The 19897-nt window shown below is 52.9% G+C and carries 20 protein-coding genes and 1 rRNA gene; 3 read left to right on the forward strand and 18 right to left on the reverse strand.

The annotated features are described in order from the left end of the window. Both rrf and G465_RS0102285 read left to right on the forward strand, forming a co-directional pair. Positions 1 to 107 (forward strand): 5S ribosomal RNA (gene rrf, locus G465_RS0102280); the annotation flags it as partial. A 122-nt stretch (positions 108 to 229) separates the two neighbouring features. After that, a complete protein-coding gene (locus G465_RS0102285) occupies positions 230 to 619 on the forward strand; it encodes a YidB family protein (protein ID WP_022652866.1) in 390 nt (129 codons plus the stop codon). Here the strand turns inward: G465_RS0102285 and G465_RS0102290 are convergent. The 14 genes from G465_RS0102290 to G465_RS0102360 all read right to left on the reverse strand — a co-directional run bounded on the left by G465_RS0102290 (position 606) and on the right by G465_RS0102360 (position 11531). Continuing rightward, complete coding sequence (locus G465_RS0102290) at positions 606 to 2096, reverse strand: bifunctional ADP-dependent NAD(P)H-hydrate dehydratase/NAD(P)H-hydrate epimerase (RefSeq protein WP_022652867.1); 1491 nt, start codon at positions 2094 to 2096, stop codon at positions 606 to 608. The two genes, G465_RS0102285 and G465_RS0102290, sit on opposite strands and share 14 nt — an antisense overlap. Further along, positions 2096 to 2707, reverse strand: a complete 612-nt coding sequence (locus tag G465_RS0102295; protein WP_022652868.1) for a flavin prenyltransferase UbiX — start codon at positions 2705 to 2707, stop codon at positions 2096 to 2098. The genes G465_RS0102290 and G465_RS0102295 overlap by 1 nt, the downstream gene beginning before the upstream one ends. Beyond that, positions 2691 to 3218 carry a Gx transporter family protein gene (locus G465_RS0102300; RefSeq protein WP_022652869.1) on the reverse strand — a complete coding sequence of 176 codons (528 nt, stop codon included), beginning with the start codon at positions 3216 to 3218 and terminating at the stop codon, positions 2691 to 2693. The genes G465_RS0102295 and G465_RS0102300 overlap by 17 nt, the downstream gene beginning before the upstream one ends. Beyond that, positions 3199 to 3567 carry a NusG domain II-containing protein gene (locus G465_RS0102305; protein WP_022652870.1) on the reverse strand — a complete coding sequence of 123 codons (369 nt, stop codon included), beginning with the start codon at positions 3565 to 3567 and terminating at the stop codon, positions 3199 to 3201. Before G465_RS0102305 ends, G465_RS0102300 begins: the two co-directional genes overlap by 20 nt. Further along, on the reverse strand, positions 3564 to 4409 hold the full coding sequence (gene rapZ, locus G465_RS0102310; protein ID WP_022652871.1) for an RNase adapter RapZ: 846 nt from the start codon (positions 4407 to 4409) through the stop codon (positions 3564 to 3566). The genes G465_RS0102305 and rapZ overlap by 4 nt, the downstream gene beginning before the upstream one ends. Beyond that, complete coding sequence (gene hprK, locus G465_RS0102315; RefSeq protein WP_022652872.1) at positions 4390 to 5346, reverse strand: HPr(Ser) kinase/phosphatase; 957 nt, start codon at positions 5344 to 5346, stop codon at positions 4390 to 4392. The genes rapZ and hprK overlap by 20 nt, the downstream gene beginning before the upstream one ends. A 2-nt stretch (positions 5347 to 5348) precedes the next feature. Continuing rightward, positions 5349 to 5801: a PTS IIA-like nitrogen regulatory protein PtsN gene (gene ptsN / locus G465_RS0102320; protein WP_022652873.1), complete on the reverse strand. Its 453-nt coding sequence runs from the start codon at positions 5799 to 5801 to the stop codon at positions 5349 to 5351. 148 nt (positions 5802 to 5949) lie between these two features. Further along, on the reverse strand, positions 5950 to 6270 hold the full coding sequence (gene hpf, locus G465_RS0102325) for a ribosome hibernation-promoting factor, HPF/YfiA family (protein ID WP_022652874.1): 321 nt from the start codon (positions 6268 to 6270) through the stop codon (positions 5950 to 5952). 421 nt (positions 6271 to 6691) lie between these two features. Continuing rightward, positions 6692 to 8152 carry an RNA polymerase factor sigma-54 gene (locus G465_RS0102335; RefSeq protein WP_022652876.1) on the reverse strand — a complete coding sequence of 487 codons (1461 nt, stop codon included), beginning with the start codon at positions 8150 to 8152 and terminating at the stop codon, positions 6692 to 6694. Positions 8153 to 8166: 14 nt separating this feature from the next. Further along, positions 8167 to 8898: an LPS export ABC transporter ATP-binding protein gene (gene lptB / locus G465_RS0102340; RefSeq protein WP_022652877.1), complete on the reverse strand. Its 732-nt coding sequence runs from the start codon at positions 8896 to 8898 to the stop codon at positions 8167 to 8169. After that, positions 8895 to 9416 (reverse strand): lipopolysaccharide transport periplasmic protein LptA, encoded by a 522-nt coding sequence (gene lptA / locus G465_RS0102345; protein ID WP_022652878.1) that lies wholly within the window; start codon positions 9414 to 9416, stop codon positions 8895 to 8897. The genes lptB and lptA overlap by 4 nt, the downstream gene beginning before the upstream one ends. Further along, a complete protein-coding gene (lptC, locus tag G465_RS0102350) occupies positions 9394 to 9984 on the reverse strand; it encodes an LPS export ABC transporter periplasmic protein LptC (protein WP_022652879.1) in 591 nt (196 codons plus the stop codon). Before lptC ends, lptA begins: the two co-directional genes overlap by 23 nt. Positions 9985 to 9987: 3 nt before the next feature. Continuing rightward, the gene (gene kdsC, locus G465_RS0102355) at positions 9988 to 10512 is read right to left on the reverse strand and encodes a 3-deoxy-manno-octulosonate-8-phosphatase KdsC (RefSeq protein ID WP_022652880.1); all 525 of its coding nucleotides are present in this window, start codon (positions 10510 to 10512) and stop codon (positions 9988 to 9990) included. Between the two features lie 32 nt (positions 10513 to 10544). Then, positions 10545 to 11531, reverse strand: coding sequence for a KpsF/GutQ family sugar-phosphate isomerase (locus tag G465_RS0102360; RefSeq protein WP_022652881.1), 987 nt, complete (start codon positions 11529 to 11531; stop codon positions 10545 to 10547). Positions 11532 to 11683: 152 nt separating this feature from the next. Here G465_RS0102360 and G465_RS0102365 point away from each other — a divergent pair, with 152 nt between their 5' ends. Continuing rightward, a complete protein-coding gene (locus tag G465_RS0102365) occupies positions 11684 to 13651 on the forward strand; it encodes a monovalent cation:proton antiporter family protein (RefSeq protein WP_022652882.1) in 1968 nt (655 codons plus the stop codon). 22 nt (positions 13652 to 13673) lie between these two features. On the opposite strand, the gene G465_RS0102370 is transcribed toward G465_RS0102365, so the two are convergent. The 4 genes from G465_RS0102370 to G465_RS0102385 are packed head-to-tail and all read right to left on the reverse strand — an operon-like array spanning position 13674 to position 19895. After that, positions 13674 to 14390, reverse strand: a complete 717-nt coding sequence (locus G465_RS0102370; protein ID WP_022652883.1) for a hypothetical protein — start codon at positions 14388 to 14390, stop codon at positions 13674 to 13676. Continuing rightward, the gene (gene pglZ / locus G465_RS0102375) at positions 14387 to 16414 is read right to left on the reverse strand and encodes a BREX-3 system phosphatase PglZ (RefSeq protein WP_022652884.1); all 2028 of its coding nucleotides are present in this window, start codon (positions 16412 to 16414) and stop codon (positions 14387 to 14389) included. Before pglZ ends, G465_RS0102370 begins: the two co-directional genes overlap by 4 nt. Next, the gene (locus G465_RS0102380; protein ID WP_022652885.1) at positions 16411 to 19239 is read right to left on the reverse strand and encodes a DEAD/DEAH box helicase; all 2829 of its coding nucleotides are present in this window, start codon (positions 19237 to 19239) and stop codon (positions 16411 to 16413) included. The genes pglZ and G465_RS0102380 overlap by 4 nt, the downstream gene beginning before the upstream one ends. A gap of 2 nt (positions 19240 to 19241) precedes the next feature. After that, positions 19242 to 19895 (reverse strand): DUF4276 family protein, encoded by a 654-nt coding sequence (locus tag G465_RS0102385; RefSeq protein ID WP_022652886.1) that lies wholly within the window; start codon positions 19893 to 19895, stop codon positions 19242 to 19244. Positions 19896 to 19897: the final 2 nt, after the last annotated feature.

A 19897-nucleotide genomic window follows, 5' to 3' on the forward strand; every position in this document is an offset into this window, starting at 1 on the left:
GGCCATAGCGAGTTGGTACCACCCCTTCCCTTCCCGAACAGGACCGTGAAACGACTCAGCGCCGATGATAGTGCAGATCCCTGTGTGAAAGTAGGTCTCCGCCAAGCCCCCCATATCAAACCCCCTGCTACCAAGTAGCAGGGGGTTTTGTTTTGTCTGAAAAACATTGTGATTTCGCTAAATTTCCCCATATCGTGTTTTTATCGTCATTCTTGTTTAGGGGAGTTTCATGGGATTATTTGATCAAGTTCTTGGCATGGCAGGGCAATTGACCGGTGGCCAAGGCGATATCGTGCAATCGGTGGCGCGTTTGATTGAAGAAAACGGTGGTTTGCCAGCCTTGGTAGAGCAATTTCAAGCTGCAGGTTTGGGTGAAGTGATTGCTTCGTGGATGGGTACTGACGCGAATTTGCCAATTACACCTGAACAAATTGGACAAGTTTTCTCTGAAACGCAGTTAGGCGCATTTGCTGAACAGTTTGGGTTAGATGTTGCTCAACTGCCATCCCTGATGGCGCAATTCCTTCCCTCCATTATCAGCCAGTTGGCAGAAAATGGAGGTCAGGATATTGCCAGCCAAGGTTTAGGTTTACTGGGCAGTTTGTTCAATAAGGGTTGAGCAAGGTTTTAATCCAGCGATTTAACACCACTGGAATGTGCTGTGCAGTGCGGCTGGCTGTTAAACCAAGATAGCCTTCCGCCTGCGCTGCCAGTTGGTCTGCGGCTGTGGCATGGACATGTGCTGCCAAAGTCGCCGCAGTAAACAGTGGCAATCCCTGCGCCACTAAACCACCTATAACCCCACTTAATACATCTCCCTGCCCTGCACTTGCCATACCCGGATTGCCGTTTGGATTCAGATAGTAATAGCCTGATTGCTGCATAATCAGACTACCCGCCCCTTTCAACAGCACATGGCAATGGTAGCGTTGTCGCAGCGCATGACATGCTGCGATTCGATCCTGTTGAACCTCAGCAATACTCCACCCCAATAATCGTGCCGCTTCCCCTGGATGAGGTGTGAGCAAGGTCTCTGCTGGTCGTTGTGCTATTTGCCTCGTTGCCTCTGGATTTTGTGCCAGTAAATTTAATGCATCGGCATCTAATACTAGCGGCACATCACTGGCAAGTGCCTGTGATAATAAGGTAGTAGCTTGTTGACTTTGTCCTAATCCCGGCCCAACTACATAACAATCAGCACTGACTGGTTGATTCCCTTCGGCCTCTTGGATCATCAATTCTGGATATTCGGCATCGTATGTCAGCGTTGGTGCGACACAATAGAGTTGAACTTTACCGCTACCAGTGAGTAAAGCGGCTCGTCCTGCCAAAATGGCTGCGCCAGTCATGCCATGACTGCCGCCAATAATCGCTGTCGTGCCGTGGCGTCCTTTGTGTGAAGCGTGTACGCGCACCAGTTGTTGCAAACTACTCAGAGCAGGGCGGTTGATTTCCCCTTCTGCTAACGCTGGATTTTTATCCACCGACAGCACGAATACATCAATCTTGCCACAATAATCACGTCCTTCGCCGGTCCACAACCCTGGTTTTGCTGCAAGGAAAGTGAGCGTATGTTGTACACGCAGGGTGGGCGTGTTGGCTATACCACGCCAAGCATCGAGGCCAGAGGGAACATCGATCGCTATTTTGGCGCTGGTTTGTTGATTGGCCCACGCAATCAGTTGTGCCCATTGTCCTGTTGGAGCACGTTGTAACCCAATCCCGAATAAACCATCCAAAATCAGTTCGTGATCGTAACAAGGAGGTTGCCATGTTTGGTGTAACACCACGCCAGCGAGTTGTGCCGAGATTAGGGCTTGTTTGGCTTCTTGGCTTTTCGGTGGTTGTGGCATCCAGGCGGTAACTTGATAACCATATTGGCGCAGTTCGGCTGCAGCAATGAGCGCATCGCCACCGTTATTACCCGGCCCAACGAGGGCGAGAATTTTTGAAGGTTGGGGATAATGTTGTTGTATCCATTTCGCGATACAACTGCCCGCTTCCGCCATCAGTTGTAAGCCTTGTGCCGTCGCTTGTTCTTCCCACTGCCGTAAGGTGGCTGCTGAATATAGCAACAAACTTTCTTCTCTTTCCATCAATTTTCCCCCCACCGTGCTTGTAATTGATGCGGTATGTCGAGCTGGTCCAGAATTCTTGCCACAACAAAATCAACCAAATCTTCAATCTGTTGTGGATGATGATAAAAACCTGGGCTCGGCGGCAAGATCACCGCCCCAAGCTGAGATAATTTCAGCATGTTTTCTAAATGCAAAGTAGAAAACGGTGTTTCTCGCGGCACGATAATCAGCTTTTTACGTTCTTTTAAGCAAACATCCGCCGCCCGTTCAATCAGATTGTCAGATAAACCATGTGCAATCGCCGCTAACGTGCCCATTGAGCAAGGGCATACCACCATCGCTTCTGGTGGATTCGAACCACTGGCAACCGGTGCAAACCATGCCTCTCGTCCAAATACCCGTAATTTCTCTGGCCCAACTTGATAATGTTGTTGCCACTGTTGTTCAAGATCAGCCGCTCGGCTAGGCAGGGTCAATCCCATTTCTTGTTTGGCGACCACCTGTGCCGCTTGTGAATATAAAACATAGACGGGGACACCGCTGGCAATTAAACATTCAAGCAAGCGGATGCCGTAGGGCATTCCAGATGCGCCGGTGAGGGCCAGCGTAACATTACGAGGTAGGGGCATGATGAGGGTCCAAAAATCGTTGGCACAGCCAGCCATTGATGATGGCGGTGCACCAAGCAGACAGGGCAAGAAAAGGCAGGAAATACAATAACCCTTGGCTGGGCAATAGCCATAGCCATGCCAGTAGGCATTGTGCTGCGAGATGACCTGCTGCAGAAAATAAACTCAGACTAATTAAACCAAACCAAGGTTTCGGTAAATATTGTGCAATACCAAGTAATAGTAAGCTGCCGCAGGCACCCGATAATGCCAAGAAAAAACCAGGGGTAAATAAACTGCCCAACCATAAGGCGCTGGCAATCACGCGAATTAAATTCACTGCGACTGCCGCCCGCCAGCCTAATTTTTCTAAGGCAAGTAAGGTAACTAAATTGGCTAACCCAGGTTTGACACCCGGCAATGGCGAAGGAAAATAGGCCTCGACCACACTCAGCACAATCCCTAGACAGGCCAGACGAGCAATGTATTGATCTTGCTGGCTGGGGGCGAGATTAGAAACTGAGACTGTCATGGGAATGTGTCGCTGTTGGCAGTTCGATACTGACTTGATTCGGTAAACAAATCGCGGTTTGTCCAGCGCGATGCAACCACCCTTGCTGCACACAGTATTGGCGTGGGCTGGGGTCGCGGCTGATACGAATTTGACCGTGGCGGATTTCGATTTCTGTCGGGCCTAGAGCGCCGTTGACCGTCACGGTTTGGTTTAAACGTAAAGACAGGCGGTGTTCGATTTTACCGCCAACGCGGACGATGGCTTCTTGTGCAGGGACGTGTTGCCAGCTCCAATTGAATAAGCCTAATACCACAGCACCAAATAACAGGATGCACAACACATCACCCAAACCGAGGGGGTGTTTCATTCTTGCGCAGGGGGTAATTGCCGATGGCGCAGTAAAACCTGTTCATTTGGAAAAGCGCGGCTTAGCCGTTCTGCTAAATACACAGAACGATGTTGTCCGCCAGTACAGCCAATCGAAATAGTAAGATAACTGCGATTGTCATGATTGAACTGTGGCAGCCAGCGGTGCACGAATTGGTGAATATCTTGGTACATCTGTTCAACCGTCGCTTGTTGGGCGAGGAAGGCTGCAACAGGCTCATCTTGGCCGGTTAAAGGCCGCAGAGTGGGGTCATAATAGGGATTGGGTAAGCAACGCACATCAAACACAAAATCTGCATCAAGTGGTACGCCGTGTTTGAAGCCGAATGATTGAAATAAAACTGTCAGTGGTGCGGTGTCGGCATCGGCAAATTGCCGGACCCAACTTCGCAACTGATTGGCGCTTAAGGCGCTGGTATCAATGCGGTGCCCTAGCGAATGTAGATCGCCTAACATATCGCGTTCTTTGGCGATACATTCGGGGATGGTTAAGCCTTGTTGTGATAACGGATGGCGGCGACGGGTTTCCGAGTAGCGTCGGATCAGCGTGGCATCTTGCGCATCTAAAAATAATAAACGTACATCAAAACCATGCTTACGCAAACTGCTCATGGCGGCTGGTAACTGCGATAGCATCGGGGCGCTGCGGGTATCGACACTGATGGCAATGCGTTGGTAATTGTATTTTTGATAGAGCAGGATAATGCGTGCAAGAAAACCGGTGGGGAGGTTATCAACACAGTAATAACCGAGGTCTTCTAGCATGTGCAGGGCAACCGATTTGCCTGCACCCGATAAACCGCTAATCAGAATCAGCTGCATAGTCTTGTTCACGCATCATACGGGTTTGCCGATCAATAAAATCTCGGGTGCTATCGATGCCGCGCAACTGCAAAATATAGTTGCGTACCGCCGCTTCAACGAGCACAGCAAGGTTGCGTCCTGCTGCCACTGGGATGGTCACTCGTCGTACTTTCACCCCAAGAATATTTTGCGTCTCTGATTGAATATTTAAGCGGTCGAGACCTTGCATCACTTGGTCATTTGCCTTCACCAAATGAATAATCAGCTTAAGTGCTTTTTTCGGGCGTACGGCGGTTTCGCCAAACACAGAGCGAATATTTAAAATCCCCAAACCACGCACTTCCAAAAAGTCTTTTAGCATATCTGGACAACGTGCTTCGAGTGTTTCGGGGCCAATACGATAGAGCTCTACTGCATCATCAGCGACGAGACCATGTCCGCGTGAAATCAATTCAAGGGCCAGCTCACTTTTCCCCATCGCGCTATCGCCAGTAATCAACACCCCAATTTCCAGCACATCGAGGAAAACGCCATGCAAGGTGGTCGAGACGGCCAAAATGCGCGCCAGATAAATCCGCATCACATCCATCAGATAGGGCGAAGGCTGGGTTGAAGCCAATAGAGGCACGCGATAGCGTTCGCAATATTGCCGCAACTGCGAGGGTACTGGTTCGCCATTGGCAACAATGACGGCTGCCATGCTGAGCGAAAATAGCTGATCGAGCATTTGACGCCCAGCCTCGGGCGGTAATCGGTTGAGGTAATCGATTTCAGCCACCCCAAAGACTTGAATCCGGTTGGGGTGAATGAGGTTGATATGTCCAACTAAAGCGAGTGTTGGGCGTTGCTCATCATTGCTAATTCGATTATCCGTTCCCGATGCACCGGCAACCCACGCCAAATTCAATTTTTGACAGTTATCTTGGTACAGCTTGCGAACGGTAATACTGGGCATGGTTAACGTCGTTCTGTGAGCAGCTGGTAAGCCGTGGTGGGGGAATCTGCCGCCAACAGGGCCTCGCGTAGCTGACGGCTGCTGAAAAGTTGAGCTAATTCGGAGAGGACTTGTAGATGTAAGTCAGTGGCTTGTTCTGGCACTAACAAAACAAACAAGTTTTGTACTGGCTTGCCATCGGGGGCATCGAATGGGATGGGTGTTCTCAAACGCACGAAAGCACCAGCGGCCTCTTTCAATCCCTTAGCGCGGCCATGTGGAATGGCGACACCCTGTCCTAAACCGGTCGAGCCGAGTTTTTCGCGAGCAAACAGGCTGTCAAAAACTTCGCTACGGGCAATGCCATGGCTGTTTTCAAACAGGATTCCCACTTGCTCAAAAACCCGCTTTTTGCTTGCCACATCAAGGTCAAGCACGATGTGGTCGCTTGGCAGAATCTTGGCGATAAGGCTCATTACGAACATCCGAATCAGAAAAACTGCTGGATTGTACGCCGGTTTTCAGGGATTGGCAGCGCATAGGCAAAGCGGGAACTCATAGTTCCCGCTTGTCATGGTGCGGCAGACTAGACCGGCACCTAAGAATTCACCGTGAAATCAGGGCTTACACAGAAGAATCCATCACTGGCCGCTCGGCATGGTGTTCAGTGATTTTTTCTTTGTGTTTCAACACTTGGCGATCGAGTTTGTCTGCCATCGCATCGATAGCAGCATACATATCGCTGTGGGTGGCTTCGACATGGATATCTTTCCCTTTCAGGTGCAAGCTTGCACCGACTTTCTGATCCAATTTCTCCACCGACAAGATCACGTTCACCGCAATCACGTTATCAACGTGGCGAGTGATACGGTCGAGTTTGGACACGATGTAGTCGCGCAGGGCGGGAGTGACCTCAAGATGGTTGCCGCTGATGTTAAGATTCATGTCCTTTTGCTTTCCAAAAAATGCGCTGTTGTTCGCACTGTTTTGTTCCTGTCGTAAGTGCCGAGAGGCAAAGGGTAATTGACAGGCTTAACTTTCCCGACTGCATGAGGAACCCTTCCAAATACAGCGCCGTCGTTACCGAGCGGACTTGCCACGGGTAGCGCAGTTAAGGTTGCGAGCCTAGGAAGGGATAACCTTAACGGTAACACGGTGAGGTGGGGTTCATCGTTTTGAACAGACCACACACAGGTCGTGAGTGCTTCAGTTGTCTCTTCCGCTACAAGTTGAACATAGGTGGCGGGGTTCAGATGCGCAAGTTGCGCGCTGCGGCCTACCTTGTGTTCATCATGTTGCTGGTTGCCAAACCATGCCCAAAAATCTGTATCAGACTTGGTATTGGCGGTTGTGATGCATTATCTGGCTAGAGTGCTTTACGCTGATTGGCCGGCGGCAGGTGCAGTGCTTCGCGGTATTTTGCGACAGTGCGCCGTGCTACTTGGATGCCTTCACGAGACAGTAACTCAGCCAGTGTATTGTCTGACAGCGGCTTTTTTGGATCTTCAGCCTGTATCAGTTTCTTTAATCTTGCCTTGATCGCGGTGGCAGAGCAACTCTCCCCACTGTCTGTTTCAAGGCCACTGCCAAAAAAGTATTTCAATTCAAAGAGTCCACGTGGACACAATAAAAACTTTTGTGAGGTGACGCGGGAAATTGTCGATTCGTGCAAGCCGAGTTCTTCGGCAATTTCGCGTAACACCAGTGGCAACATCGCTTCTTCGCCATATTCAAAAAAAGCTTGTTGCCGGATCACAATGGCTTCTGCAACGCGGAGGATGGTGTCAAAACGTTGGCGGATATTACGCACCAACCAGCGAGCTTCTTGTAGCTGGCCATTGAGGGCGTTTCCGCTTTCGCGTTGTTGTTTGAGTAGATTGGCGTAGAGGCTGTTGACGCGGAGGCGTGGCATCGCAGCTGAATTGAGACGAGCAACCCACGTTGCGCCGTGTTTTTGGACCACGATATCAGCAGCCACATAGCGCGTTTCTTCTCCACCAAAACCTGCGGCAGGGTAAGGATTCAAACTGGCAATGAGCTGCTGCGCGGCTTTAAGGGCGTTATCGTCTTGTCCTGTTAGCTTACGCAGGCGGGAAAAATCCCTGTTAGCTAAGAGATTGAGATGCTGTTGGCTGATTTCAAGAGCTAAATTACGAATCGATGAAGGAGGCTGTGCTTGCAACTGTAAACGCATTGATTCATGCAAATTGCGTGCGCCAACGCCTGCTGGTTCAAATTGTTGCAATAGTGAGAGCCCAACTTGTAACTCACCTAGTAATTCATCTGCCTCGGTGGCGAGTTCTCCTGATAGCTCGGCTGCAAGACTATCTAAACCATCTTCTAAATAACCTTGTTCATTCAACGCTTCAATCAACAACGTCACGATGGCGCGATCACGTGCGCTGAGCACATGCTCGGCTAATTGGCTTAACAGATGTTCGCGTAAAGTGGGCTCGTGATAAAGCCGACCATGAGGGTCGAAATCTTCATCCTCATCACGGTTTCCCCCTCCACCATTCCCCCATTCCCCACTGTAATCAAATTCGAGCGGGGTATCGGTGTGTTCGTCTTTGTGATGATCGTTGCTGTGCTCGAGTGGCTCGGTCGGTTGATCGTGTTGTGAATGGGGCGGTTCGATGTTGCTCGATGTTGCTGGGCGTTTCGTTTCATACTCGTCAGCTCGTTCCAACATCGGGTTTTGTAACAAGAACTGCTCGATTTCTTGTTGTAGCTCGACCGTTGACAGCTGTAACAGACGAATGGATTGTTGTAGCTGTGGGGTAAGCGTCAGTTGTTGGCTGAGTTTGAGTTGTAAGCTTTGCTTCATCGAGGGCCAGATTCCTAGAGGTGGAAATGCTCGCCTAGATAGACACGGCGGACTTCTTCGTTATCAACTAACTGTTGTGGTAAGCCAGCGGCCAAAACGCTGCCATTGCTGATGATGTAGGCGTGATCACAGATGCGTAGTGTCTCGCGTACATTGTGATCGGTGATAAGTACGCCAATGCCACGGCTTTTCAGATAACTGATGATTTTTTGAATATCAATCACTGCAATCGGATCGACCCCAGCAAAGGGTTCATCCAACAAAATAAAACGTGGTCGTGTGGCAAGTACTCGCGCAATCTCAACCCGTCGCCGTTCACCGCCAGACAAAGACAGCGCACTGTGTTCTCGCAAATGGCTGATGTTGAGGTCTTCCATCAGCAATTCGAGCTGGGCATGATTGTCTTTTTGGTTGCCGCCAGCGATTTGTAAAATCGCCAAAATATTTTCTTCAACGGTCATTTTGCGAAAAATCGAGGCTTCTTGCGGCAAATAACCGAGCCCAAGACGGGCGCGTTGGTGCATGGCTAGGGTGCTGATATCGCGCTCATCTAAAAAAATATGGCCAGCATCCGCTGCCACTAAGCCGACGACCATATAAAAACTGGTGGTTTTACCGGCACCATTGGGGCCCAGCAAGCCGACAACCTCACCACTTTTGATGTCTAAAGACACATCCTGCACCACAGTTCGCTTTTTATACGTTTTGCGTAGGTGGCGTATGGAAAGTACGCTCTGTGGGGTCATGGTTTACTCTTTGGCTGCAAAATCACCGTGACGCGGCCATTTTTGCCCCCGCCATTGACCTGAAACACTTCAGTTTTGCCGTGATAGCTGATGCTATGGCCCACGGCGCTATCTTGACCGCGCTTAATCCGCGCTTGTTCGACCAGCCGCACTTCTTCGCTGCTGCTATCGTAATCAATCCGTTTGGCTTGGCCCTCAACCCATTCTGCCGCCTGCCCGTCTTTGGCATCTAAGAGTTGTTTAAAATACGCGGGACTGCCGACGGCGGTGGCTTGTTGTTGGCCGTTACCTTTATCTGTCGCTACGATTTTGCTGGCTTTGAGCAAAAGACTGCCCTGCGTCAAAATCACATTGCCTTCGTACACCATTTGACCTTTTTGTTGATCTAAATTGGCACTATCGGCTTCGATCGTAATCGGTTGTGTGCGGTCAGCCTTTTCTGCCCATGTTGCTGCACTGCTGAAACAGGCTGCCAGACAAAGCAGTTGGCCAAACTTAAGGGGAAGGTTTCGGTTCATGGATAATCTTTACCCGCGATTGGGGACGTGAAGAAAGGCTGACTTGTCCTGTGGCATCATGGTAGATGAAACCAGCAGATTCGACGGTGGAGCCGGCCTGACGGAATACCGACTGCTGTTTAGAACGGGCGACCCGTTTTTCAACATCCACTTCTAAAGCTTGGGTTTCTAAGATTGCCTCGGGACGGCCAGCATGGGCATGACGCACTAAGCGTGTTGCGCCGTTAAATTCAGCCGTTTTTTGTTCCGTGTGATAGCGCGCTTGTTCGGCTGTTAATTCACCGACCAATTTACCTTGTTCAAAGCGGCGATAGTGTGGTGCGGCAAAATAAATCACCTCTTGTTGTGGAAATTGCCAAATTGCCTTGCCATCTAAGCGTTGGATGAGCTGGCCATCGAGTCCAAATTCACTGGCGCGAAAGTCTTCAATGCGATAGGCCTCGGTATTGGGGCTGTTTGGCGGTGGGCTGATCGCTAACCATCCAATCAGGCTTTCTAGGCCAAACGTGATGGCTGCCAACAATGCAACCAACAGCAACGGAAAAAGACGCGGCGAGGCTTGCAACATAATTTAAGCCAAGTAGGGGGCCAGCGCGTGGTCGAGCGTGCCCTGTGCTTGCATGATCAATTCGCATAGTTCGCGCACCGCGCCACGGCCACCGGCGGCGCCCGTTACATAGTGAGCATGGCTGCGGACGATGTTTGGGGAATGTGGCACGGCAACCGCCAATTTCACCTGCCGCATTACCGGTAGATCAATCACATCATCGCCGATATACGCACATTGTTCTGCATTCAGCCCTGTCTGTGCCAGCAAATCGGCAAAAGCACTGCGTTTACTCTCATAACCAAGATAGAGATGGGTAATGCCAAGATTACGGGCGCGATGTTCAACACAGGGGGCGCTGCGGCCACTGATAATGGCTAGCTCGACCCCGCTGTCTTTCAACATTTTCAAGCCGTGCCCATCCAAAGTATTAAAAGCTTTGATTTCTTCGCCTTGTGGCGTGAAATAAATCGAACCATCGGTTAGCACGCCATCGACATCAAGAATGAGCAATTTAATATCGCGAGCCAAGGTATATACAGATTGCATTGCTTATCCAATCACAACAAAAAATGTCTTTATTACACAATGCCGGCACGCAATAAATCGTGCATGGTGAGTGCGCCCAATAAACGCTGTTGTTCGTCACACACCAAGAGGCTGAATATTTTATGGGTTTGCATCAGTTGAACTGCTTCGGCTGCGAGACGATGCGGGGCGATGGTGCGTGGGCGGGTAGTCATCAATTCACCGACCAAAGTGGCGTGTACATCCGCATGATGATCGAGGGCGCGGCGTAAATCACCATCGGTGAACACCCCCAATAGCGTACCGTGCTGATCGGCCACTGCCGTCATGCCCAGCCCTTTACGGCTGATTTCCATTAACGCATCGCGTAACAGGGTGTCTGGTGCCACGACAGGCAGTGCATCACCTTGATGCATGATGTCTGAAACATGTACCAATAAACGCCGTCCCAAGCTACCGCCGGGGTGCGATAGCGCAAAATCTTCTGGCTGAAAGCCGCGTGCATCGAGCAACACCATCGCCAAGGCATCGCCGAAGGCTAAAGCGGCGGTGGTGCTGGTAGTGGGGGCAAGGTTGTGTGGGCAGGCTTCGCGGTCAACCGCTGCGTTCAGATGATAGTCGGCTTCTTTGGCGAGCGTGGATTGTGGCCGGCCAGTCATCGCTAATAAGGTGATGTTTTTACGGCATAGACTGGGGAGAAGGGCGACGATTTCTTCTGATTCACCCGAGTTCGACAGGGCCAATACCACATCTCCATCGGTAATCATCCCCAAATCGCCATGTGCAGCTTCAGCCGGATGAATAAAAAAGGCTGGTGTGCCGGTTGAGGCAAGCGTGGCAGCAATTTTGCGTGCAATATGACCCGATTTCCCCATTCCCGTCACAATCACGCGACCTTGACACTGCAAGATGGCTTCGATTGCGGCTAAAAAAGTGTGATCTAGGCGTTGTGCCAGCACGCGAATAGCGTCGGCTTCGGTATGTAATACCTCTTGTGCAAGATGGAGTCGGTGTTGGGCCAAAGAATCGAAGTCAGTCATGCAAAAGTCGCTGTCTATAAAAGGAATATGCTGTCACGCGGCCTATTATACCAATTTTAATTCGGTCGCCGTGTTTGGCACTGGCATCGTTTCTGTGCATTGCCAGTATAATTTGCGCCATTCTTCTTCTTTTCTCTATTGGTTGTTACTTCATGCATTCTCTTGCTCCCGTTGTCGTCACGCTTTTAGCTGCAGTATTGGTGATTACAGTCTGCCGTGCCATACGGATCCCTGCGATGTTGGGTTATCTGTTGGTTGGTTTGATTGTTGGCCCCGGTGGCTTGCGGCTGATTGACGAGGGGGCAGACACCGAGTTTCTGGGTGAAATTGGTATTGTTTTTTTGATGTTTACCATCGGGCTAGAATTTAGTTTGCCCAAGCTGCGTGCAATGCGGCATCTGGTATTTGGTTTGGGGATTGCCCAAGTTGGGGTGACGTTATTTGCCACCTTGGCCCTGGCATGGTTATTAGGATTTTCTCCGCTGACAGGTTTTGCCTTAGGTGCGGTTGCGGCCTTGTCGTCAACGGCGATTGTGTCGAAATTACTTACCGAACGGCTGGAGTTAAATGCACCACATGGTCAGATGTCGATTGGGGTGTTGTTATTTCAAGATTTAGCAGTGGTACCGCTGTTGATTTTGCTGCCTGCTTTTGCTGGTAATAGTGAAACCCTGTGGATGGATTTGGGGCTGGCGCTGTTAAAAGTGATGGTAGTGATGGCGCTGTTATTTGCCGTGGGGCAGCGAGTGGTACGGCCTTGGTTTCACATGGTGGCACGACAACGCTCTAGTGAATTGTTCATGATCAACGTGTTGTTAGTGACGTTGGGTGTGGCGTGGTTGACCGAGCTGTCTGGGTTATCGCTGGCCTTAGGTGCGTTTGTGGCGGGGATGTTAATTGCTGAAACAGAATACCGTTATCAGGTTGAAGAAGACATCAAACCCTTTCGCGACATCTTGCTAGGCTTCTTTTTTATCACCATCGGTATGCGGCTTGAGCTGTCGGTGTTGTTAGATCAATTTTGGTGGGTGGCGGCTTTGTTGTTGTGGCTGATTCCCGGTAAGGCCTTGTTGGTTTACATCATTGGACGGATAGCGCGTTATAAAGCGGGCGATACCCTGCGCACCGCCTTGGCCTTGGCACAAGGTGGAGAGTTTGGTTTTGTATTGTTGGCTTTGGCTGGCAACCTCAGTTTATTACCTCGCGAAATTGAACAAGCGGCGATTGCTGCGGTGACGTTGTCGATGTTGGCGTCTCCATTCTTAATTCAACAATCTGACCGGATTGTGCGCCGTTTAATCCGTAGTGATTGGGTGATGCAAGCCGCCGATCTACACCATATTTTGGTGTCGAGCATGATGCGTGATGAGCATGTGATTATCTGCGGCTATGGTCGCAGCGGCCAAGCCTTGGCCCGTTTTTTAGAGCGTGAGGACATTCCTTTTTTTGCATTGGATTTAGACCCTAGTCGGGTGAAAGAAGCTGCCGCAGCTGGTGATGCGGTGGTGTTTGGTGATGCCGCGAAAAAAGAAGTGTTGTTGGCGGCAGGTTTGATGCGTGCCAAGGTGTTGGTGATTACGTATGCCGATACCCATTCCAGTATCCGGATTTTGAATGTGGTGCAAGCCGTACGGCCTGATTTGCCGGTGGTGGTGAGGACGATTGACGATAGTGATATGGATGTCTTGCGCCAAGCGGGGGCCGATGAGGTGGTGGCGGAGGTGATGGAGGGCAGCTTGATGCTGGGCTCTCAGGCATTGATGGCAATGGGGGTGCCATTAAATCGGGTATTGCGGCGGATTCGCAGTGTGCGCGAAGAGCGTTATAACTTGTTCCGTGGCTTTTTCCGTGGTGTGACCGATGACAGTTTAGCGTTAGACGACAATAAGCAACCTCGTTTAGGGGCAATTTTGTTAACCCCTGCTGCCTCTGCGGTCGGGAAGACATTACAGACCTTATATCAATCTGGTCTTGATGTTGAAATCAGAACGGTGAAACGGCGACAACAGCGTTATAACCACCCTCCAGCTGATTTTGAGCTGCAAGCCGATGATGTCGTCGTCCTCCTCGGCCCCCCCGACCAACTCGCCGCCGCTGAGGCGTTGTTGTTGGAGGGGTGAAATAATAGGGATTTTTTCAAATCTACTCACGTAGGGAAACGAACTGGTTATTCGGTCCATCTGACCGCAAGATCAGGTTTGCGCTGTTCGATACTAGGTAGGCCAGTGACTGTGTCAGCGTAAATGGGTACAGCACTGGTAGCGATTGCAGGCTCGGTACGGAAATGGGCTTGCCAGCGTAGCGCACCGCCGCTTCGATCAACCATGTGGTGAGTTCGTTGTTGTCGATGGACGTTGTTGCCAATCTGATGATGCGTTTGCCTTTCTCGATGCGTTCGATCGCACCCCAGTTAGTCTGACTCTGGATGATCATATTGGTCATGCGTCGGGTGCCTTCGCGTTCCCCGTAGGTCTCGCTCATTCGGCGATGCACTTCGGCAGAAGTGCAATCCCCCTGAATCGCGGATAGCCGGCCCACCAGCTCGGTTACCTTGCCAAAAAATGGGTATGTCGCCACGGACATGCCCCAGCACAGCGCGGCGACCGGCACGTTCGGATGCGTCTTGTGGATGGCCATGCCACGATCCGCGTAGTCGACCAGCTCGGCGCGGGGCTCCAGCCACAGCCGGTTCAGTACGGTGCGTGTTTTCTTCTTGGCTTCCGCGCCAAGTCCGGCTGCATCGAGCAGTGCATTCAGATCATCTAGTCCAGCCGCGCCAGCGCGAACATTCAGCGCCGCAGCCGCCCAATCAAGCTGAATGAACCGATCAAAGCCTATCTTTGGGGCTGATGAATTCATTCGGTACCAATCACATAACTGACTTTCACAAAGGGCACGATCAACTCTTCGATCGACACCCCGCCGTGGACTACCACCTGCTCGCCCTCAGGTACAAAGGCGGTTCGTCCGCCTGCGAATAGAGGCATGAAGTTCGCGGGTAGTCCAGCGATGTCCAACCTGACTGTGTTGGGATAGGTCGCAGTGGAATCGGCGAGCAATGGCTCGCTCCGATAGACCCGGACGCGTTCGCCGCGAGTCTCTGCAATGACGCCCTGATTGGGTCTGCCGACACCGGTGGATTCCACGTTGCCGTGGTCCGCCGTCAGGTAGATGTGGTATCCCTTGTCCAGCAATAACGAGAACAGCCGGTCGACGAAACCGGTCGTCAACCAGTTTCCGATCCACATCGCCACGTCCTTCTTCGATCGCTCCTTGTGGAGCCGGTCATCCACCTCATCGATGACCAAGCCCACCACCTTCGGGCGGCGGTCGATCAAATCTGCCTCCAGCGCGTCGAGCTGATGGGTATGACGCAGCGCACGTCGATACATCACCTCATTCGCGTTGACGCCTTCGTTCTGCCAGTACGTTTTCCACAAGGATTCCTCCTTGTCCGTCCTGTCGATCGAGTCGTCGAACTCACGTGGCTTCAGGCTGGAAAACAGTGCCTGTCGCGATACTGATGTCACTGTCGGCAACCAGGCGAATACAGTGCCCTCATCAAATGCGAATCGCTTTGTGGTTGCAACAAGTCGTTCGCGGATCTGCACCCATTGATCAAACGCTAACCCGTCGAATACCAGTAGAGCGACCTTGTTTTCCCCTGCGGATCGTCGATGGCGCAAGAAGCGTGGCACGTGATGCACCATCACCGGTCCTTTGGTCACCGGCTGGAGGATCAGGTCAGCGTAATGCTTGGCCGCGACCCATGCTTGCAGGCGCTCGTCTGACAGCACTTGTAAAACTTGGATGCGCTCTCGAATCAACTGTAAGTGTTCGCTGTCTTCCGTTCCTGGCAAAACATGCGTGCGGGCCAGGATCTCTCCGTAGCGCTTGGCGAATTCGCTCCATTCCTTGTGCGACGAGGCTGCCGTTGGGGTTGTCTCGATCAGGCCGTCGATGCCTTTGAGCACCAGGGTCTGCATTGCAGCGGGGTCCTGGACAATGCCGGCCTTGATCCAACTCGGTATCCCGGTCGCAACGCTGTGTACTGCCAGCGGATGCAAGCTACCATCGAGGAACATGGAGTCGACCAGTAGCTGCACATCAGAATGATCGAATGGTATCTCCACCTTGGCGATACCATCTGTTTCAAAATAGGCCTGTGGTGGCTCCGCTGTACGGGTACCATCCAGTCCCAATTTCGATAAATATCGGTACCACGCGTCCTGTACCACCCGTAGCAGCGCGCTCTTGGATGCCAGCCAGGTGGCGACGGGCAGATCCGTGAGCAGTCCCTTGCCTTGTATGACGCCTGCCGCATACTGAGCGAATGGGAGTGGCAAGGAACGGTTGGCAAAGTGCATCCGAAGCAGCTCACGCCAGAAGTCGATTGGGCTGCGAATCGACCTCGGCATCAATTGGTAGACATGTTCGAGGATGAAGTCCCTCGACTCGTTTTCTCCCCTGGCCGACTGCAGCTCGGTCTGATGGGCAAAAAACAACCCGGCTAAATGCTCTGGTTCTACTTGCTGTACTGCGCTATAGGTCAGCTTCGGGAATAGATCCGCAAGACTCAATCGAACCACACGTCCGTGGTACACGATGTCCCAAGGTAGCTCATTTGCATCGGCATTGCGCAGATGCAGAATCAGTGAGGGCGCTGGCCCGTGCTTACCGCGATCCCATGCAGCGCGGTAACGCTCCTCGTATTCCGCGCGGAAGGCAAACGGGTCCTCGTACAGCATCACCTCGAAGCCGCGACTGCGCAGCTCGGTCAACAGCCTCTCATCGAGCAACACATCATCAGGGTCGCACGCCACCCACAGCCGGGTGAGATCGGCCGTGAAGTCGCTGAGAATGCGTTCTGACCACTGGCTCATCCCACCTGTCCTCCGGGCATCATGCTGCCTCCGACGCGCACCATCATCACGGCATTTAAATCCGGCACACTGGCCTCCATGTCGTCCAAGGCGACCATGCGTGCATCGTGTTCCTGTTGCAGCCGCTTGCGCCGGTGCTCGCGCACGGCGGGCAGGCCGATTCGTCCAATCGCCTGACCTCGGGCTTCGAACGCATACAGCGCACGTTCGCGTTCTTCTTTCAGCCGGGCGCGGTGTTCGGTCAGCAGTTCGGTGAAGATCTGTTCACCTTGGGTGCTGGCAGCAGAATGCGATGCCTCAAACCACTTCACCGATTCCCCTGCGCCCGTCACGGCGTGCACGTCTACGGTCTCAGTAAGCAACAGATCCCAGACGCGCTTGGCGGTCGGCATGAAGGATCGACCTTCCTCGTTGATGAACACCGGCAGGAAGCGCTTCCGGCTCAAGCCTTCAGCAGCCAGACTGATCTCCCACAACGACCAGATACCGCGCACCGAATCCGGTAGACCAGAAACACGGATCACCGGTAGCGGCTGGCCGGCCACAAAGCGTGGCAGCTCGCTGATCACAGCTCGGGCGCGTGGGTCTTCCATCGTGACCCATTCCAACTCTGGATTCTCATCCGCTGTGCGGGCGTCGAAACAGGCCTGTGGCGATTCGCTACCGTCGGCCCACTTCACCCGCCACGCCTTCCCAACCTTGGTAGCCGAGCCGCCGCGCGCAGCCAATCCGCTGGTGATAGCGCGCTCCAGCCAGAACTGCGCCGGGTGGTCACGCCACTTACGGGCGTCGTCGGTATCAAGATTGTGTTCGGTGGTGAGCAGATCGCTGTTCTTCTTCGACTCCGCCAGCGTGGATCGAAGCTGCGACACCACCGCATCGCACTCCTGTTCAATGGCGTCTGGATTTTGTAGACCATGTACGAATAGTTCGTCGAAGATTGGATCGGCCTCAACTGAATCCATTACGTCCGCAGCCTTGTCGACGCCGAACTCTTGCGCAATGACCTCGAGCTTTTCTTCCAACACCTGGCGCACGCGATGCTCGACGGTGTCCTCAAGCACGAAGTTGATCGCACGCACCACATGCTTCTGTCCGATACGATCCACCCGACCAATGCGCTGTTCGATCCGCATCGGGTTCCACGGCATGTCGAAGTTGACGATGATGTGGCAGAACTGCAGGTTCAGACCTTCACCACCGGCATCTGTCGAAATCAGTACGCGCACATTTTTGGAGAATACTTGCTGCGCACGCGTCCGGGCTTCGAGATCCATACGGCCATTCAGCACCGTCACCGAGAAGCCACGGCTCTCCAAGAAATCGGCCAGCATAGCTTGCGTAGGTACGAATTCGGTGAAGATCAGCACCTTCAGCGTCGGGTCGCCTTCCTCCTGCTGCAGCTTGTAGATCAGCTCCAGCAGCGCCTCGGCTTTGGTATCGGTGCCTGCGGCTTCGGTTTCCCTCGCAAGCTCCAGCAGCATCTGGACTTCAGACTTTTCCAGCTCCAAACCGCTGGACTGTATGACTAGATCTACCTGGGACTGGCCGTCCAGCTCTGCCCACTCATCTGCGTTGGTGTTTTCAAACAGATTAGCCTGAGGCTGCGGTGCATCGAGCAAAGCTTGGCGCTTCTCCAGCGTGGTGCGGATGGCTGCTGTGCTTGATGTCACCAGCCGTTGCATTAGGATCATCAGGAAGCCGATGTGGCGCTGCTTGGCCGCCATGGCCTGGTTGTAGCCGTGGCGCACATAGTCGGTTACCGCCTCATACAGGCGCCGTTGTGCGCCATGCCGTGCCTGCCAGGCCACCGCCTGCAGCCGGGTAATACGCGGCTTGAACAGCGGTTGGCCCTCGGCATCGATGGACACACGCTTTTCGGTGCGAATGACGAAGGGCCGTACCCGGTCGCAGCTGACGCTGCTCTCATCCGGGAAAGATTCACGGTCCAGCAGTTGCATCAGCCGCATGAATTGGTCGGTCTTGCCTTGGTGTGGTGTGGCGGAAAGCAGCAACAGATAGGGCGAGGCCTCCGCCAGCGCAGCGCCCAGCTTGTAGCGGGCCACCTGTTCAGTGCTACCGCCCATGCGGTGGGCCTCGTCGATGATGACCAGATCCCACGACGCCGAGACCAGGTCCTCGAAGCGCTCGCGGTTGTAGGTATTCAGTTGCGCCAGACTCCAGCCACGACGACTTTCCATTGGCTTCACCGAATCCAGCGAGCAGATTACCTGGTCATGCATGCGCCACAGGTTTTCTTCTTCACCGGCGCCACCGCTGCGCCACTGCCGGAAGGCTGCCAACTCAGATGGTTCGATGAACTGGAACTTCTCGCCGAAGTGCAGGCGCATTTCCGTTTGCCACTGGCGCACCAGTCCCTTGGGCGCCACCACCAGGATACGCTTTACCCTGCCACGCAATTTCAACTCGCGCAGCACCAAGCCCGCCTCGATGGTCTTGCCGAGGCCCACCTCATCAGCCAGCAGGTAGCGAATGCGGTCGCGGCTCACCGCGCGGTTCAGCGCATAGAGCTGGTGCGGCAGCGGTACCACGCTGGACTGGATCGGTGCTAGCAACAGATTGTCTTCCAGCGCGTCGAGCAGCTTGGCCGCCGCCGTGGTGTGCAGAATCTGCTCCACGCTCGGGCGCACGCTTTCCAGTACAGCAAGATCTGCTGCTCGGGCACGTAAAACGGTGTCCTTGGCCGGCAACCAGACGCGATAGGTAACTTCGCCCCACACGTCCTGCCGCTCGATTACGCGGCACGGCGATGCCTGCCGGGTGAACCAGCACCATTCACCGATGGTGAAACCGCTCTCGGACACGCCTAAATAGCCTCCGCAACCAAGCGCCGTAGTCCATCGCGCAGCTTGCCAAAGCTGGGGGAAATGTTGCGATCAGGCTCCAAAAGCGGCCCGATCTTCTCCGCCCATTCGTGTTTTACCTGCCCCGGCAAAGGCCAGCCCGCTTTCTTGATCGCGGCTGATCCACCGGGGTAAATCGCATCAGCCAGCATCTCCCAAGTACCGCAAACACTGTCCTGGATATAGCGTTGCAGCACATCGACCTTGGCTTTCGGGTAGGCTGCTGTGAGTGCTTGTTGGTCACCAAAATACCAAGCCTCCATTTCCTCGATAGCGATACGAAACAAGGTATTCGGTTTTCGATTGCAGCTTGCTGCCAATGCTTTCAGTTCTGCTAAAAAATCGACACAATTTTTCCGGTCGGAGTCAAGCACGACCACCACGGCATCGATACCCGGCGTTTTGCCATAGCCACTTAGCAGCTTGGGCAACTGATTCAGAAGAATTCGTTTGGCGGGGTCACCTCCTGCGTTCAGGTTTTTTGGGATACGCCCTATTCCTTTATAACCATGAATCCGCCAGGTATGCGGATTGCTATACGCGCCGAATAATTTAGGCAACAAAGCCTCTAGCAGCTTCTCACCAGAAGCATCCTCTACAAGTATCTCAATGTGCATGC

Source organism: Aquaspirillum serpens DSM 68, assembly GCF_000420525.1.
Lineage (GTDB): Bacteria > Pseudomonadota > Gammaproteobacteria > Burkholderiales > Aquaspirillaceae > Aquaspirillum > Aquaspirillum serpens.